Genomic DNA, 15,693 nt, shown 5'->3' with positions numbered 1-15,693 from the left:
AGCCGAATATGAAGATCGATGACATGGACGCCTTCGTCGCCGTCATCCGCTGCCAGTCGACCAACCTTGCGGCGCAGTCGCTGCAGTTGACGCAGCCGGCCATCACACGACGCGTGCAGAACTTCGAGGAAGACCTGGGCGCCAACCTGCTCGACCGCAACACCAAGCCGCTCAAGCCCACGCCCATGGGCTGGCGCGTGTACGAACAGTGCAAGGCCATCCTGCGCGAGATCGACACCCTGCGCGAGCTGGTGGCCAGCCACGGCTCGCCCAGCGGCACCCTGCGCCTGGGCGTGCCGCAGACCATCGGCGATGTGGTGCTGCTCGATGCCCTGGCGCAGATTCGCCAGGCCTACCCCGAGCTGCGGACCCAGGTCGCCAGCGGCTGGGGCAGCGCGCTGATCGCCAGGATGGAAAACGGCGAGCTGGATGCGGCCGCCGCGCTGTTCCCCTCCGGCAAGATCTTCCCCGAAGGCATCGCCAGCCGTTCCATCGGCCGCATGCACCTGCGGGTGGTGGCCGCCAAGGGCAGCGCCAGCAAGCGCAGCTACAAGCTCAAGGACTGCTACAGCCAGGGCTGGGTGCTCAACCCCGACGGCTGCGGGTTTCGCGCCGGCCTGCAGCGCGCCTTGAGCGAGCAGGGGCTGTCGCTGCAGATCAACCTGGAAACCTTTGGCACCGAACTGCAACTGGGCCTGGTCGCCAACGGCCAGGGCCTGGGGCTGGTGCCCGAGCCGCTGCTGGCCGCCAGCCGTCATCGCGACCTGCTTGAAGTGGTCAACGTCAGCGACTTCAAGCCCCAGGTCGACCTGTGGCTGTTTCACCCCAGCTACCTGGGCAACCTGCAGGAGCCGGTGGAGCTGTTCGGCAGCGTCACGGCGCAGCGGCTGGCGCTGTAGCAGCCCCGCCCTGCCCCGCATCAGCCAAGGCAGCGGGCCTCACTCCAGCGTGATGTTGCCCGCCCGGATCACCTCGCCCCACCGTGCGCCGTCATCGGCGATCAGCTTGGCAAACCCCGCCGGGGTACTGTGCTCGACGCTGATCCCGTTCTGCGCGAACCGCTCGGCGGTCTGCGGCGCCTGGGCAATCGCGGCAATCGCCGCGCTCAACTGCTCGACCAGCTGCGGCGAAGCGCCCTTGGGCAGCACCAGGCCGAACCAGCCCGATGCCTCGAACCCCGGCAGGCCTGCCTCGCTGGCACTCGGCACCCCTGGCAGCAACGGCGAGCGCTGCGCGCTGCTGAGCACCAGCCCCTTGAGCTTGCCGGCCTGGATCTGCGGGGCCAGCACGGTGAGGGTATCCACCGCCACATCCACCTCGCCGCCCAGCACCGCCGTGACCGCCGGCGCACTGCCCTTGTACGGCACGTGCAGCAGGTCGATGCCCGCCAGGTTCTTCAGCAACTCCCCGGACAGGTGGCACAGGGTGCCGTTGCCGCACGACGAATAGCTCAACGCGCCCGGGCGCGCCTTGGCCTGGTCGATCAGCGCCTGCAGCGTGTCGACCTTGCTGGCAGCCGGTACGGCCACCACGTTGGGCACCGAGGCCAGCACCGCCACGGGCGTGAAGTCCTGCAGCGGGTCGTAGCGCAGGCCCTTCTGCAGGTTGGGCAGTATGGTCAGCTGCCCGGCGGTGGCCAGCGACAGCGTGTAGCCATCGGGTTTGGCCTTGGCCACGGCCTCGGCGGCGATTGCGGTGCCGGCACCGGGCTTGTTGTCGACCACCACCGGCTGGCCCAGCGAGGCCGACAACTGCTCGGCGTAGTAGCGCCCCACGGTATCGGCAGCGCCGCCCGGCGGGAACGGCACCACCAGGGTCACGGCGCGGCTCGGGTAGGCATCGGCCTGGGCCAGTGCGGCAACGCCCAGGGCCAGTGCGGCCAGGGCAAACTTGAGCGGTAGGATGATTTTCATGCAAAGGTCCTGGAACAGTCAGGGTTGAAGCAGCCCTCAGTCTTCACTGAAGGCCACATGGCGCGTGGCGCGCACCCGCGGGATGAGCATCAGCCCCACCGCCAGCACGCACAGAATCAACAGGGTCAGGCTCAATGGCCGGGTGACGAACACCGTGGGGTCGCCCCGCGACAGCAGCATCGCCCGGCGCAGGTTCTCCTCCATCAACGGGCCGAGCAGATAACCCAGAAGCAGTGGCGCCGGCTCGCAGCGCAGCTTGATGAACAGGTAGCCCAGCAACCCGAACGCCACCGTGAGCAGCACGTCGAACAGGCTGTTGTTGACGCTGTACACACCAATGCAGCAGAACAGCAGGATCGACGGGTACAGCAGGCGGTACGGCACCGACAGCAGCCGCACCCAGATCCCCACCAGCGGCAGGTTGAGCACCAGCAGCAACAGGTTGCCGATCCACATGCTCACGATCAGCCCCCAGAACAGCTCGGGGCGCTCGTCGATCACCTGCGGGCCCGGCACGATGCCGTGGATCATCATGGCCCCGGCCATCAGCGCCATCACCGCGTTGGAAGGCAGGCCCAGCACCAGCATCGGGATGAACGAGGTCTGTGCCCCGGCGTTGTTGGCAGACTCCGGCCCGGCCACGCCCTCGATGGCGCCCTGGCCGAAGCGCTCGGGGTGCCTGGCGATACGCTTTTCGACCATGTACGAGGCAAACGCGCCCAGCATCGCCCCGCCCCCCGGCAGCACGCCCAGCACCGCGCCCAGGCCGGTGCCGCGCAGCATCGGCTTCCAGCTGCGCCGGTAGTCTTCGCGGGTCGGCATCAGGCTGCCGACCCGCGCCACCTGGGGCGGCTGGCCGCGGCTGCGCTCCAGGTTGGCGATGATTTCGGCGATGCCGAAGATGCCCATCGAGATCACCACGAAACTGATGCCGTCGCTCAACTGGGGCAGGCCGAAGGTAAAGCGCTCCACCCCGGAATTCACGTCGGTGCCCACCAGGCCCAGCAGCAGCCCCAGCAGGGTCATGGCCACGGCCTTGAGCACGTCGCCCTGGGCCAGTACCACGGCGGCCACCAGGCCCAGCAGCATCAGCGAGAAGTACTCGGCCGGGCCGAACTTCAGCGCCACCTCGGCCAGCGGTGCGGCAGCAGCGGCCAGCAGCAGGATCGACAGGCTGCCGGCGATGAACGAACCGATCGCGGCAATGGCCAGGGCCGCCCCGGCCCGGCCCTTGCGTGCCATGGCATGGCCGTCCAGGCAGGTCACCACCGAGGACGACTCGCCCGGCAGGTTGACCAGGATCGCCGTGGTCGAGCCGCCGTACTGGGCGCCGTAATAGATGCCCGACAGCATGATCAATGCCGCCGCCGGGCTCAGGCCGTAGGTGATCGGCAGCAGCATGGCGATGGTGGCCACCGGCCCCAGGCCGGGCAGCACCCCCACCAGCGTGCCCAGGGTCACACCGATCAGGCAGTACAGCAGGTTGTTCAGGGTGAAGGCGGCTTCAAGGCCGATACCCAGGTGTGCCAACAGCTCCATGGGTCACTCCTCAGACAGGCCAGGCCGGCAGGTTCAGGCCCAGCCCGTAGCCGAACACCAGCACGCTGAACAGCCCCAGCGCGCTGCCCACCGCCAGCAGTTCGCCCAGGTGCGCCTTGTGCCGGCCCAGGCCGCTGAGCAGCGTCATGCACAGGGTCGCCAGCGCCAGGCCAAGGCTGGGCAGCAGCAGCGCGAACGCCACCACGCTGGCACTGATGGCCAGCGCCGGGCGGACGATGAACAACCCGTCCAGCGTGACCTTCTCGCGGCCCAGCCACAGGCCGCGCACCAGCAAGGCGACGCCCAGCCCGCACAGGGCCAGGCTCACCAGCCAGGGAAAGTAGCCTGCGCCCATGCGCATCGCCGTGCCGCTGGCATAGGCGCTGCCCACCAGCAGCCCGGTCAGGCCGAAGCCCAGGAACAGGCAGCCGGCCAGCACTTCGCGGGCATCGAGGTTCAGGGTCAGGGAATGCGGGCGCGCAGTGGCGGCCCGTTGCAGAGCATCTCGCACGCAGGTCTCCAGGTGCCGGTACGGCACAAGGCAGGGCGATCCGCGCGTGCGGTCTCGGGGTGGGGTTGGGGTTGCTGCGCCGTTCAGGCGCTGCGTTGTGCCTGGCGCGCCGCGACCTTGGCGTGGGTCAGCGGGATCAGCTCGCGGCCGTAGTCGGCGGCGTCGTTGATCGGGTCGAACCCGCGAATCAGAAAGGTGGTCACGCCCAGCTCGTAGTACGCCAGCAAGGCATCGGCCACCTGCTCGGGGGTTCCCACCAGCGCGGTGGAGTTGTGCCCCCCGCCAACCAGTGCGGCCATACCGGTCCACAGGCGCTCATCCACGCGCTCGCCTTGCGCCACGGTGTCCAGCAGGCGCTGCGCACCGACGCTCTGCGGCTTGTTGGCCACCACCGGGCCGGCGCGCTCCAGGCGCTGGCGAGCGGTATCGAGAATGGCATCGGCCTTGGCCCAGGCCGCAGCTTCGGTATCGGCGATGATCGGCCGGAACGACACGCTGAACTGCACCTGGCGCCCGTGCAAGGCCGCCTGGGCACGTACTGCCTGAATGGTTTCGCGGGTCTGCTCCAGCGACTCGCCCCACAGCGCGAACACATCGGCATGCTTGCCGGCCACTTCCAGGGCCGCCGCCGAAGAACCACCGAAGAACACCGGCAGGTGCGGCTTTTGCAAAGGCTTGATGGCGGAGAAGGCGTTCTGCGCCTGGTAGAAGGTGCCGTGATGATCGAAGGGGGTGTCTTGGGTCCAGACCTTGCGCACCACCTCCAGAAACTCGTCGCTACGCGCATAGCGCTGGTCGTGGTCGAGGTAGTCGCCGTCCTTGCGTTGCTCGCCGTCATTGCCGCCACTGATCACGTGCAGCGCCAGGCGTCCGTCGAGCAGGTGATCGAGGGTCGCCAGCTTGCGCGCGGCCAGGGTAGGCGCCACGAAGCCGGGGCGATGCGCCAGCAGAAAGCCGATACGCGGCGCCGCCAGCCCGGCCAGGGCCGTGACCAGAAAGCCGTCGGGCTGATCCGACCAGTACCCCACCAGAATCCGGTCGAAGCCTGCCTGCTCGTGCACCTGGGCAAAACGGGTGATGTACGCCTTGTCGAAGATCGGGCCAGCCGGATCGAGGGTCTCCGAAGACAGGCGGTGGCCGATCATGCCGATGAATTGAACGCTCATGGGGGGCTCCTTGAAGAGGGCGAAGAAAGCTTATTGGTTATAGAAGGTTCTTTCTTCAAAACGAACGCTTATAAGCTACCGAGCCCGCCACCCCTTGTGAAATTCATTTTAGGCATAACCTAATATAAAAAATGATTTATAACGAAATGACTTTAAAATTCACTTTACGCATATTAGCTTATGCTCAATTTGAATTTTGAGAATCATCAGGCGGTTGCTAGGGTGATTCGAAACCGTAGCCAGAGCCCCGACCATGACCGACCCCCTTCGCCTGGACCGCTTGCGTCAGTTCATCGACGAACTGGCCAGCCTGCTCGACCGAGAAACCGATGAAGCGGCCCTTCTCGATGATGGCCAGCGCCTGTTGCAGCAACTGGTAGCCCATGACGACTGGCTGCCGCCAGAGCTGGCCCAGCCCAGCCCCGAACGCTATCAGCAGTACCTGCTGCACTGCGATTCGCGCCAGCGCTTCTCCATCGTCAGCTTCGTGTGGGGGCCGGGGCAGACCACGCCGGTCCACGACCACCGGGTATGGGGCCTGATCGGCATGCTGCGCGGCGCCGAATACGCCCAGGGTTTTGCCCGCAGCGAGCACGGCGCGCTGCTGCCGTCCGGCAGCCCGGTGCGCCTCGAGCGCGGCCAGGTCGAGGCGGTGTCGCCGCGCATCGGCGACATCCATCAGGTCAGCAATGCCTTCGACGACCAGGTGTCGATCAGCATCCACGTGTACGGCGCCAACATCGGCGCGGTCAGGCGTGCCGTGTACCTGGCCGACGGCAGCGAGAAACCCTTCATTTCCGGTTATTCCAACACCCAATTGCCCAATCTGTGGGACCTGTCAAAAGAGAACCTTGCGCCATGAGCACCCCGACCATCCGCACCTACGCCCACCTGCGCCAGCACTTGCTGGCCAGGCATGAACTGGCCCTGATCGATGTGCGCGAAGAAGCGCCCTTCGCCGTGGAACATCCGCTGTTCGCGGCCAACATCCCGCTGTCCAGGCTTGAAATCGAAATCTACGCGCGAGTGCCCCGGCGCGATACACCGATCACCGTGTATGACGATGGCGAGGGCCTGGCGCAGATTGCGCTCCAGCGCCTGGGTCAACTTGGCTACAGCGACGTGGCCCTGCTCGAAGGCGGCCTGGCCGGCTGGCGCGAGGCCGGCGGCGAGCTGTTCCAGGATGTGAACGTACCGAGCAAGGCGTTTGGCGAACTGGTGGAAAGCCAGCGCCACACCCCTTCGCTGGCGGCCGAAGAAGTGCACGCACTGCTGAACGAAAAGGCCGACGTGGTGGTGCTGGATGCGCGTCGCTTCGACGAATACCAGACCATGAGCATTCCGGGCGGCATCAGCGTGCCGGGTGCCGAACTGGTGCTGCGGGTGGCCGAGCTGGCACCGAACCCGGCCACCCGCGTGATCGTCAATTGCGCCGGGCGCACCCGCAGCATCATCGGCACCCAGTCGCTGGTCAACGCCGGCATTCCCAACCCGGTATCGGCTTTGCGCAACGGCACCATTGGCTGGACATTGGCGGGGCAGACCCTGGCCCATGGCCAATCGCGGCGCTTTGGCGACGTGAGCCCGGCCAACCGGCAGCGCGCCGCCGAACAGGCCCGGGCCGTGGCCGACAAGGCCGGCGTCGTGCGTGCGGACAGCCAGACGCTGGCGGCGTGGCGCGCCCAGGCCGATCGCAGTACTTATGTGTTCGATGTGCGCACCCCCGAGGAATTTGCCCGGGGCCACCTGCCAGGCAGCCGCTCGACGCCGGGTGGTCAGCTGGTGCAGGAAACCGACCATGTGGCCAGTGTGCGCGGGGCGCGCATCGTGCTGATCGATGACGATGGCGTGCGTGCCAACATGAGTGCGTCGTGGTTGGCGCAGATGGGCTGGGAGGTGGCGGTGCTCGATGGCTTGGGCGCAGGCGACTTCAGCGAAACGGGTGATTGGCAGCCGCCGTTGCCGGCGTTGCCGCAGCCTTCGACCATCGACCCCGAACAGTTGGTGCAGTGGCAGGCGGACGCCGACACGGTGCTGCTCGACTTCACCACCAGTGCCAATTACGTGCAGCGGCACATACCGGGTGCGCACTGGGCGATCAGGGCACAGCTGGAGCAGGCACTGGAGCGCTTGCCGGTGGCGGGACGTTACGTGCTGACCTGCGGCAGCAGCTTGCTGGCGCGGTTTGCGGCGCAGGACCTGCAACGCCTGACCCGAGTGCCGGTGTTCGTGCTGGAGGGTGGTACGGGCCGCTGGATTGCCGAGGGGCGGACGCTGGAGTCGGGCGAGACGCACCTGGCGGTGCCGCGCAGCGACCGTTACCGCCGGCCGTATGAAGGCACCGACAACCCGCGTGAGGCGATGCAGGGGTACCTGGATTGGGAGTTCGGGTTGGTGGCGCAGCTGGGGCGTGATGGCACCCATGGGTTCCGGGTGATCTGAACCTCTTGAGCAGACCGTATGAGGTCTGCCCCTGGCCGACAGGCCGCATACGCAGGAGCGGGCAAGGCCCGCTCCTGCTTGCTTCGGGCACAAGCACAGTAGGCGCCGGCCTTGCCGGCGAATCGAGCGCGAAGCGCTCGTACAACCTGAACCCACCGTGGATCAGGCAGCCCTCACCCGCCGAGCCGCAATCAGCGCCCTGCCACCGGCTGGAACAACGACACCGCCGCCGCATCCACCTTGCGCGGCAACAGGCCCTGGGCAAAGAACACATCGGCAATCTGCTGCTGTTCGGCCAGATGCTCCGGCTTCACCAACTGCACGTCGTAACTGCGCCGCGCATTGGCCTGCTCCACCGTGGCCACATCCAGGTTGCCCCACAACGGCCCCAGCACCTGCGCCGCCTGCGTGGGGTTGGCCTTGGTCCACTGCCCCGCCTTCTGCAACGCACCGAATACAGTTTCAAGCACCTGCGGATGCGCCTTGGCGTAATCGCTGCCCGCCAGGTAGTAACGCTGGTAACTGGCCAGCCCCTGCCCATCGCTCAGCACCCGCGCATGCTGCTGGCGCTGGGCGCTGGCCACGAACGGGTCCCAGGTGACCCAGGCATCGACCTTGCGGTTCTCGAACGCCGCACGGCCATCGGCCGGGATCAGGTAGGCCGGCTGGATATCGCTGAAGGTCAACCCGGCCCTGGCCAGGGCCTGTATCAACAGGTAATGGCTCCCCGCGGCCTTGGTCACCGCCACCTTCTTGCCCTTGAGGTCCGCCAGGCTGTGCAGCGGCGAATCCGCCGGCACCAGAATGGCCTGGGCCAGTGGCGATGGTGTCTCGCGGGCAAAATAGGTCAGCCGCGCCCCCGCCGCCTGGGCGAACACCGGCACGGTGTCGGCCACATCCGCCGACACATCGACATTGCCCAGGTTCAAGGCCTCCAGCAGCGGCAGGCCGCTGGCGAACTCATGCCAGCTGACCTGTATGCCCTGCTGCGCCAGCTGCTGCTCCAACGTACCCTGGGCCTTGAGCAGAATCAGCAGCGTCGAGGATTTCTGGTAACCGATGCGCAGGGTTTGCCCCGCGCTGGCGCTACCGACCAGGCTGGCGCCAAGCAGCGCGCCGATGGCCAGTTGTCGCAGACGTGTGAACGGTTGCATGGGGTCAGCTCCTGTCAGTGGGCCTGGGTCACGGCGACCCTGGCGGGCAGCACGAAGCCGCCGGCAAAGGTCGGCGCCACGTCCAGACGTTGGGCAATCAGGCCGTGGGCCTGGTAGAAGTCGGCGGTTTCCTGCTGTTCGGCGATGGTGCCGGCGTCCACGACCTGCCAGCGCAACTGGCGACGCTCGAACTGCAGCCGGGCCGCGTCCTGCGGGAAGCCGATGATCTGCGCCAGGGTCTTGGAGTAGCTGTCCAGGTTCTGGTTGGCCCACACCTGGGCCTTGGCCAGGCGCGCCAGGTAGTCCTGCAGGGCCGCGCGCCGGGCCGGGTCGGCCAACGCCTTGTCGGTCGCCGCCAGAAAGCTGTTGCCACTGGACAAGCCGCGACCATTGACCAGCACCCGGCCCTGGCCGGTGGTTTCGGCCAGCGCGGTGTAGGGCTCCCACGTCGCCCAGGCATCCACCGAACCGTTGGCCAGGGCCATCCTGGCATCCACCGGGCCAAGGAAGCGGAACTCGACGTCCTTCTCGCTCAGCCCCGCGCTGGCCAGCGCCTTGAGCGCCACGTAATGGCCAATCGAGCCGCGCCCGGTGGCGATGCGCTTGCCCTTGAGGTCGGCCGCCGCGTGCAGCGCCGACCCGGGGTCCACCAGCACGGCTGTGCCATAGGCGTCGGACTTGTCCACGGCAATCGCCTTGACCTGCGCGCCGGACGCCAGGGCGAACAGCAGCGGCGCATCACCGATGATGCCGGCGTCCACCGCGCCGGCATTGAGCGCCTCGGCCAGCGGCGCGGCAGCCGGAAACTCCGCCCACTTGATGTCATACGGCAGGTCGCGCAGCCCGTCGGCGGCCTCCAGCTGGGCACGCATGTTGCCCTTCTGGTCGCCGATACGCAGTTCGATACGCGGTTCGGCCAGCACCTGCCCGGCCAGCAGCAAGGCGCCAGCGAGGGCGAGAAGTCGTGAAATGGGTGGCATGCAGTGCACTCCTGAAGGCGATTGTAGAGCGACTCTACCGGCTCGTCATAAATCAGTGAAGTGCATTTTATGAATATCCTAATATGCAAATAACGTTTAATTATCGCCATTAGCTTATAACCATAAAGAATTTTACATCAGAAAATTTAACGCATACGGTCATAAGCCCGCCGATCTGCACACACAACTCGGGGCGGGACGACGGCACCCCCGGGTGCTCCCTGGATTTTCTGCGATGAGTGCCTGATGAGCCTGTCTTCTATTGCCGCGCCGTACCGTTCGATCGAGTCGGCCCCTGCCCTGGCCGACCTGGACCCACTGCTGTTTACCCTGACCCGCGAGCTGGCCGCCAGCGCCGCCGAGGTGGACCGCAGCGGTGCCTTCCCCGCCGCCAACTTTGCCCTGCTGCAACGCCATGGCCTGCTCGCGCTCACCGTGCCGCGCGAGCTGGGGGGTGCCGGTGCCGACCTCGCCACCGCGCGCAAGGTGGTGGCCGCCGTGGCCAAGGGCGAGCCCTCCACCGCACTGATTCTGGTCATGCAGTACCTGCAGCATGTGCGCCTGCAGGACGACCAGCGCTGGCCGGTGTCGCTGCGCCAGCGCCTGGCCCGCGAAGCGGTGGAGCACGGCGCGCTGATCAATGCCTTCAGGGTCGAACCCGAGCTGGGCACCCCGGCCCGTGGCGGCCTGCCCGCGACCCTCGCGCGGCGTACCGCCGAAGGCTGGCGCCTGTCCGGCACCAAGCTCTACTCCACCGGCAGCCACGGCCTGAGCTGGTACCTGGTGTGGGCGCGCAGCGACGATGCCGACCCGCTGGTGGGCGGCTTTCTGGTGCACAAGGACAGCCCCGGCATCCGCATCGTCGATGAGTGGGATCACCTGGGCATGCGTGCCACCTGCAGCCACCGCGTCGAGTTCGACGATGTGCTGCTGCCGCTGGAGCACGCCGTGGCCGTCAGCCCGGCCAGCGCACCGCGTGCCGAGCTCGATGGCGAAGCTCAGCTGTGGATGGCGGTGCTGCTGGCCAGCCTCTACGACGGCGTGGCCCAGGCCGCACGCGACTGGCTGGTGAGCTTCCTGCGCGAGCGGGTGCCGTCCAACCTCGGCCAGCCGCTGGCCAGCCTGCCGCGCTTTCAGGAGCGGGTCGGGCGCATCGATACCCTGCTGTTCGCCAACCGCAACCTGCTCGACTCCGCGGCCAGCGGCCAGGTCACCGCGCAGCACGCCGGGCAGCTCAAGCAACTGGTCACGCACAACGCCATCCAGGCCGTGGAGCTGGCCATCGAGGCCAGCGGCAACCCAGGGCTTTCGCGGCACAACCCGCTGGAGCGGCACTACCGCAACGTGCTGTGCAGCCGCATCCACACCCCGCAGGATGACGTGGTGTTCCACAGTGCCGGGCGCTCGGCACTGAGCCAGGAAGCGCCGTGACCCTCGCCCCCGGTTGACAGCGGCCGACCGGCCACGCACCGCCGCCCACCAAATCGGCCTATGCTCAAACAGGCCTGCCGGCGGAGGTGCACATGTGCGGACGACTGAGCCAGTACCACGGCATCCACGAGTTCGTGGACGCCCTGAGCATGCCCAACCCACTGGTCAACCGCGTGGGCGATGCGCCGCTTGGGCACTACAACGTGGCCCCCACCACCCAGCTGGCGGTACTCGGCCTGCAGCATGAAACCCTGCACGCCGACCTGCTGCGCTGGGGCTGGCGGCCACACTGGGCGCAGGACAAGCCGGCACCGATCAATGCCCGCGTCGAGAAGGTGGCCCACGGCCCGTTCTTTCGCGCCATCTGGCCGCACCGGCTGATCGTGCCGATCGACAACTGGTTCGAATGGGTCGATGAAGGCGGGCCGAAGAAGCAGCCCTACCTGATCCGCCGCCGCGATGGACGCCCTGCCCTGTGCGCGGCCATCGGCCAGCTGGGCGACCCACCCGGCGAGCAGGACGGCTGCGTGATCATCACGGCCGACAGCCAGGGCGGCCTGCTGGATGTGCATGACCGGCGCCCGGTGGTGCTGGCCGCAGACGCCGCACGCCACTGGCTGGCCCCCGCCACCTCCAAGGCATACGCCGAACAGCTGTTGCTGGACCTCGCCGAGCCCGCCCAGGTGTTCGAGTGGTACCCCGTGGACAGCGCCGTGGGCAACAGCCGCAACCAGGGCCCGGCCCTGGTGCAGCGCCGGCACCCCTGAACGGCGCCTACTCGCCCAGGTACGCCTTCTGCACCTGCTCGTTGTGCAACAGGTCGCTGGCCTGGCCTTCCAGTGCGATGCGCCCGCCATCGATCACATAGGCGCGCTGGCAGGTCTGCAAGGCAAGCCTGGCGTTCTGCTCCACCAGCAGCAGGGTCACGCCGCCCTTGACCACCTCGACGATGGTTTCGAAGATCTTCTGCACGATGATCGGCGCCAGGCCCATCGACGGCTCGTCGAGCAACAGCAGCTTGGGCCTGCCCATCAATGCCCGGGAAATCGCCAGCATCTGCTGCTCGCCGCCCGACATGGTGCCGGCCAGCTGAAAGGCGCGCTCCTTGAGCCGCGGGAAGATGCCGAACATGCGTTCGATATCGGCCTGGATCGCGTCCTTGCCGTCGGTTCGCGAGAACGCGCCCATCTCCAGGTTCTCGTACACCGTCAGCTTGGGGAAGATCCCGCGGCCTTCCGGCACCAGCGCCAGGCCCTGGCGGATCAGGTCGTAGCTCTTGATCGCCGCATGCGCCTTGCCATCGAAGGTGATCTGCCCGGCCACCGGGCTGAGCAGGCCGGCCAGGGTCTTGAGAGTGGTGGTCTTGCCGGCGCCGTTGGCGCCGATCAACGCGACCATTTCGCCCTCGCGGATGTGCAGGTCGATGCCCTTGATCGCCTGGATGGCCCCGTAGGCCACCTGCAGGTCGCGTACTTCAAGAATGTTCTTCATGTTCAGGCCACCGCCTCCGAACCCAGATAGGCCTCGATTACCCGAGGGTCCCTTTGCACATCGGCCGGCAGGCCATCGGCGATCTTCCTGCCGAATTCCAGCACGGTGACGTGGTCGCACAAGCCCATCACCAGCTTCACGTCATGCTCGATCAGCAGCACCGTCTTGCCGTCGGCCTTCATCTTGCACATCAGCTGGCGCAGGCCTTCGGTCTCGGAGGCGTTCATGCCGGCCGCCGGTTCGTCCAGGGCAATCAGCAAGGGTTCGGTGGCCAGCGAGCGGGCAATTTCCAGACGCCGCTGGTCGCCGTAGGAGAGGTTCTTGGCCAGCTCCCCGGCCAGGTGCCCGATGCCCACGTAGGCCAGCCAGTGCCGCGCAGCCTGGCGAATCTCGCGCTCTTCGCGCACGCAGGCCGGGGTGCGGAACACGGCCCCGAACACCCCGCAGCGGGTGCGTACATGGCGACCGATCATCACGTTTTCCAGCGCGGTCATGTTGTGGAACAGCCGGATGTTCTGGAAGGTGCGCGAGATGCCCGCCTCCACCACCTTGTGCGGCTTGCTGATGTTCAGCGGCTTTCCGTCGAATTCGACCTTGCCCTCTTCGGCCCGGTACAGCCCGGTAAGCACGTTGAACAGGGTGGTCTTGCCCGCGCCGTTGGGGCCCAGCAGGCCGCGGATCTCGCCGCGCCGGATCGACAGGTCGATGCCGTGCAGGGCCTGCAGGCCGCCAAAGAACTTGCTGACCGAACGCAGCTCCAGTAATACGTCGCTCATACCTTGTCCGCCTGTTGGGCCGGGTGATCGAAGGCCGGCGTGCTCGCGGGCACCGTGGTGCTCAGCGCGGTCGCCGCCGGGGTGGGCTCGGGGTCGCCGTCATGCAGCTCGGCGCGGCGCCGGTTGGACGGCCACAGGCCCTCGGGCCGGTAGCGCATCACCAGAATCAGCGCCAGGCCGAACACCAGCATGCGCAGGGTCGAGGCATCCAGCACGTTGCGCAGCACCTCGCGGCTGACGAAGGTCACGTTGTCCATAACGAACGGCTGTATCCAGTTGACCAGGTCGCGGAACACCTCGGGCATCACCGACAGGATCAACGCCCCCAGCACCACGCCGCGAATCGAGCCCATGCCGCCGAGCACCACCATCGCCAGCACCATGATCGACTCCATCAGGGTGAATGACTCGGGGCTGACGAAGCCCTGGTAGCTGGAAAACAGCACCCCGGACACCCCGCCAAAGGTCGCGCCCATGGCAAATGCCAGCAGCTTGAGGTTGCGCTTGTTCAGGCCCATGGCTTCGGCCGCCACTTCGTCCTCGCGCAGGGCCATCCAGGCCCGCCCGATGCGCGAGACTTCGAGGCGCTTGGACAGCACGATGGCGAAGATCACCACCACCAGGAAGAACAGGTAGTAGCTGATCACCGGGGTGACCTTGAGCCCGAACAGGCTCCATGAGGTCTGCAGCGACAGCAGCGCCTCGGGCGCCTGCCCTGCGGCATGCGACCAGGCCCCACCGTCGATGTGCAAGGGTGCGATGTTGCTGATGCCCTGCGGCCCGTTGGTGATGTTCACCGGCTGGTCGAGGTTGTTCATGAAAATGCGGATGATCTCGCCAAAGCCCAGGGTCACGATGGCCAGGTAGTCGCCGCGCAGCTTGAGCACCGGGGCGCCGATCAGCACCCCGCAGATGGCCGCGGCAATCGCTGCCAGCGGGATGATCACCCACAGCGGCCAGTTCAGCACGCCGTCCACCAGCCCGGCCATGTTCAGGTGCGGCGAGGCCAGCAAGGCGTACAGGTAGGCGCCGATGGCATAGAAGCCGATGTAGCCCATGTCGAGCAGGCCGGCGTAGCCGATCACGATGTTCAGGCCCAGTGCCAGCAGCACGTAGAGCATGGCAAAGCCGAGGATGCGTACCCAGGTGGGCCCCAGGAACGGAATGCTGTCGACGACGAAGGGCAAGGCCACGAACGCCAGGATCAGCAGCAGGTACTGTGCGGTTTGGTTTTTCATGTGCGTTGCCTCCTAGGCCCGGTCGGCCTGGCGTTCGCCCATCAGGCCGTTGGGTCGGAACAGCAGCACCAGAATGAGCACGGCGAACGCGAAGATGTCCTGGTAGTTGGCGCCCAGGAAGCCCCCGGTGAGGTGGCCGGTGTAGCCGGCGGCCAGCGACTCGATCAGGCCCAGCAGCAGCCCGCCGGCCATGGCCCCGAACAGGTTGCCGATGCCGCCCAGCACCGCCGCCGAGAAGGCCTTGAGCCCCAGCAGCAGGCCCATGTAGGCGTCGGCCTGGCCGTAGTTGACCGCGCGCATCACCCCGGCGATGGCGCCAAGCCCGGCACCGATCAGGAAGGTCGCGGAAATCACCCGGTTGATGTTGATGCCCATCAGCCCGGCCACTTCCTGGTTCTGCGCGGTGGCGCGCATGGCCTTGCCCAGGCGGGTCTTGTCGACCAGCAGCCACAGCCCCAGCATGATCACCACCGAGATGATCATGATGCTCATCTGCACGTTGGTGACGGTGGCGCCGAACACCTCGATCGGGCGGGTTTCGACCACTTCGGGGAAGGTCTTGTAGCCACGCCCCCAGATCATCATCGCCAGGTTCTGCAAGGCGATCGAGATGCCGATCGCGAGGATCAGCGGGGTCAGGCGCGGGGCCTTGCGCAAGGGCCGGTAGGCGAACTTCTCCATGCCCTGGGCCATCAGCATGCACACCGCCGCCGCCACCATGATCGCCAGCAGCAGGGTCAGGATGCCGGGCGCAAAGCCCATGCCCGCGAGCATGCTCAGCACCGAGATGGTCACCATGGCGCCCACCATCACCACCTCGCCGTGGGCGAAGTTGATCAGGCCGATGATGCCGTAGACCATGGTGTAGCCCAGGGCTACCAGGGCATAGATGCTGCCCAGCACCAGGCCGTTGAGGACCTGCTGCAACAAGATATCGAAATTGCCTTCCACGAGCTGAATCCTCAAAACTGCGTTGTCGCTCACCGCGTGCGCTGGCAACAGCGACGCGGCGGCATGCCTGGCAGGTCAGAAATGAACGCTTCTTATTGTTG

Annotated in this window: 15 protein-coding genes; 5 read left to right on the top strand and 10 right to left on the bottom strand. The window is 66.9% G+C overall.

Going from position 1 to position 15,693, the window contains the following annotated elements; genetic code table 11:
• The first annotated feature begins 8 nt into the window (after window positions 1-8).
• On the top strand, window positions 9-899 hold the full coding sequence (locus JZZ72_RS05160; protein WP_058540326.1) for a LysR family transcriptional regulator: 891 nt from the start codon (window positions 9-11) through the stop codon (window positions 897-899).
• A gap of 39 nt (window positions 900-938) precedes the next feature.
• On the opposite strand, the gene JZZ72_RS05155 is transcribed toward JZZ72_RS05160, so the two are convergent.
• The 4 genes from JZZ72_RS05155 to JZZ72_RS05140 all read right to left on the bottom strand — a co-directional run bounded on the left by JZZ72_RS05155 (window position 939) and on the right by JZZ72_RS05140 (window position 5,129).
• Entirely contained in the window at window positions 939-1,913 is a 975-nt protein-coding gene (locus JZZ72_RS05155) for a Bug family tripartite tricarboxylate transporter substrate binding protein (protein ID WP_054914351.1), read from the bottom strand.
• 36 nt (window positions 1,914-1,949) lie between these two features.
• Window positions 1,950-3,452: a tripartite tricarboxylate transporter permease gene (locus tag JZZ72_RS05150; RefSeq protein WP_043864035.1), complete on the bottom strand. Its 1,503-nt coding sequence runs from the start codon at window positions 3,450-3,452 to the stop codon at window positions 1,950-1,952.
• A 10-nt stretch (window positions 3,453-3,462) separates the two neighbouring features.
• On the bottom strand, window positions 3,463-3,963 hold the full coding sequence (locus tag JZZ72_RS05145) for a tripartite tricarboxylate transporter TctB family protein (RefSeq protein ID WP_235384379.1): 501 nt from the start codon (window positions 3,961-3,963) through the stop codon (window positions 3,463-3,465).
• A gap of 83 nt (window positions 3,964-4,046) precedes the next feature.
• Window positions 4,047-5,129 carry an LLM class flavin-dependent oxidoreductase gene (locus JZZ72_RS05140; protein WP_210014123.1) on the bottom strand — a complete coding sequence of 361 codons (1,083 nt, stop codon included), beginning with the start codon at window positions 5,127-5,129 and terminating at the stop codon, window positions 4,047-4,049.
• A 253-nt stretch (window positions 5,130-5,382) separates the two neighbouring features.
• Here JZZ72_RS05140 and JZZ72_RS05135 point away from each other — a divergent pair, with 253 nt between their 5' ends.
• Both JZZ72_RS05135 and JZZ72_RS05130 read left to right on the top strand, forming a co-directional pair.
• Window positions 5,383-5,991, top strand: coding sequence for a cysteine dioxygenase family protein (locus JZZ72_RS05135; protein WP_088514431.1), 609 nt, complete (start codon window positions 5,383-5,385; stop codon window positions 5,989-5,991).
• Window positions 5,988-7,571 (top strand): rhodanese-related sulfurtransferase, encoded by a 1,584-nt coding sequence (locus JZZ72_RS05130; protein ID WP_210014122.1) that lies wholly within the window; start codon window positions 5,988-5,990, stop codon window positions 7,569-7,571. The genes JZZ72_RS05135 and JZZ72_RS05130 overlap by 4 nt, the downstream gene beginning before the upstream one ends.
• 191 nt (window positions 7,572-7,762) lie before the next feature.
• Here the strand turns inward: JZZ72_RS05130 and JZZ72_RS05125 are convergent, their stop codons facing one another.
• Window positions 7,763-8,725 carry an aliphatic sulfonate ABC transporter substrate-binding protein gene (locus tag JZZ72_RS05125; RefSeq protein WP_210014121.1) on the bottom strand — a complete coding sequence of 321 codons (963 nt, stop codon included), beginning with the start codon at window positions 8,723-8,725 and terminating at the stop codon, window positions 7,763-7,765.
• A gap of 14 nt (window positions 8,726-8,739) precedes the next feature.
• On the bottom strand, window positions 8,740-9,705 hold the full coding sequence (locus tag JZZ72_RS05120; protein WP_213085786.1) for an ABC transporter substrate-binding protein: 966 nt from the start codon (window positions 9,703-9,705) through the stop codon (window positions 8,740-8,742).
• A gap of 246 nt (window positions 9,706-9,951) precedes the next feature.
• On the opposite strand from JZZ72_RS05120, the gene JZZ72_RS05115 reads away from it, so the two are divergent.
• Window positions 9,952-11,136 carry an acyl-CoA dehydrogenase family protein gene (locus JZZ72_RS05115; protein ID WP_054914345.1) on the top strand — a complete coding sequence of 395 codons (1,185 nt, stop codon included), beginning with the start codon at window positions 9,952-9,954 and terminating at the stop codon, window positions 11,134-11,136.
• Between the two features lie 92 nt (window positions 11,137-11,228).
• Window positions 11,229-11,903 carry an SOS response-associated peptidase family protein gene (locus JZZ72_RS05110; RefSeq protein WP_210014120.1) on the top strand — a complete coding sequence of 225 codons (675 nt, stop codon included), beginning with the start codon at window positions 11,229-11,231 and terminating at the stop codon, window positions 11,901-11,903.
• A 7-nt stretch (window positions 11,904-11,910) separates the two neighbouring features.
• On the opposite strand, the gene JZZ72_RS05105 is transcribed toward JZZ72_RS05110, so the two are convergent.
• From JZZ72_RS05105 to JZZ72_RS05090, 4 genes are read right to left on the bottom strand one after another with little or no spacing between them, the layout of a single operon-like run.
• The gene (locus JZZ72_RS05105; protein WP_043864043.1) at window positions 11,911-12,627 is read right to left on the bottom strand and encodes an ABC transporter ATP-binding protein; all 717 of its coding nucleotides are present in this window, start codon (window positions 12,625-12,627) and stop codon (window positions 11,911-11,913) included.
• A 2-nt stretch (window positions 12,628-12,629) separates the two neighbouring features.
• Window positions 12,630-13,403 carry an ABC transporter ATP-binding protein gene (locus tag JZZ72_RS05100; RefSeq protein ID WP_054914344.1) on the bottom strand — a complete coding sequence of 258 codons (774 nt, stop codon included), beginning with the start codon at window positions 13,401-13,403 and terminating at the stop codon, window positions 12,630-12,632.
• Window positions 13,400-14,641, bottom strand: a complete 1,242-nt coding sequence (locus tag JZZ72_RS05095) for an ABC transporter permease subunit (RefSeq protein WP_043864045.1) — start codon at window positions 14,639-14,641, stop codon at window positions 13,400-13,402. The genes JZZ72_RS05100 and JZZ72_RS05095 overlap by 4 nt, the downstream gene beginning before the upstream one ends.
• Before the next feature lie 12 nt (window positions 14,642-14,653).
• A complete protein-coding gene (locus JZZ72_RS05090) occupies window positions 14,654-15,592 on the bottom strand; it encodes a branched-chain amino acid ABC transporter permease (RefSeq protein WP_043864046.1) in 939 nt (312 codons plus the stop codon).
• Window positions 15,593-15,693: the final 101 nt, after the last annotated feature.

This window comes from Pseudomonas palmensis (assembly GCF_017848315.1).
Taxonomy (GTDB): domain Bacteria; phylum Pseudomonadota; class Gammaproteobacteria; order Pseudomonadales; family Pseudomonadaceae; genus Aquipseudomonas; species Aquipseudomonas palmensis.
Note: the sequence above shows the minus strand (reverse complement) of the source record. Positions and strands in the feature narration are given on the sequence as shown.

Coding starts and splice junctions, on each gene's coding strand:
- JZZ72_RS05150 (WP_043864035.1), bottom strand. CDS start 3,452: ATGGAGCTGTTGGCACACCTGGGTATCGGCCTTGAAGCCGCCTTCACC.
- JZZ72_RS05140 (WP_210014123.1), bottom strand. CDS start 5,129: ATGAGCGTTCAATTCATCGGCATGATCGGCCACCGCCTGTCTTCGGAG.
- JZZ72_RS05095 (WP_043864045.1), bottom strand. CDS start 14,641: ATGAAAAACCAAACCGCACAGTACCTGCTGCTGATCCTGGCGTTCGTG.
- JZZ72_RS05155 (WP_054914351.1), bottom strand. CDS start 1,913: ATGAAAATCATCCTACCGCTCAAGTTTGCCCTGGCCGCACTGGCCCTG.
- JZZ72_RS05100 (WP_054914344.1), bottom strand. CDS start 13,403: ATGAGCGACGTATTACTGGAGCTGCGTTCGGTCAGCAAGTTCTTTGGC.
- JZZ72_RS05125 (WP_210014121.1), bottom strand. CDS start 8,725: ATGCAACCGTTCACACGTCTGCGACAACTGGCCATCGGCGCGCTGCTT.
- JZZ72_RS05110 (WP_210014120.1), top strand. CDS start 11,229: ATGTGCGGACGACTGAGCCAGTACCACGGCATCCACGAGTTCGTGGAC.
- JZZ72_RS05120 (WP_213085786.1), bottom strand. CDS start 9,705: ATGCCACCCATTTCACGACTTCTCGCCCTCGCTGGCGCCTTGCTGCTG.
- JZZ72_RS05130 (WP_210014122.1), top strand. CDS start 5,988: ATGAGCACCCCGACCATCCGCACCTACGCCCACCTGCGCCAGCACTTG.
- JZZ72_RS05105 (WP_043864043.1), bottom strand. CDS start 12,627: ATGAAGAACATTCTTGAAGTACGCGACCTGCAGGTGGCCTACGGGGCC.
- JZZ72_RS05160 (WP_058540326.1), top strand. CDS start 9: ATGAAGATCGATGACATGGACGCCTTCGTCGCCGTCATCCGCTGCCAG.
- JZZ72_RS05135 (WP_088514431.1), top strand. CDS start 5,383: ATGACCGACCCCCTTCGCCTGGACCGCTTGCGTCAGTTCATCGACGAA.
- JZZ72_RS05115 (WP_054914345.1), top strand. CDS start 9,952: ATGAGCCTGTCTTCTATTGCCGCGCCGTACCGTTCGATCGAGTCGGCC.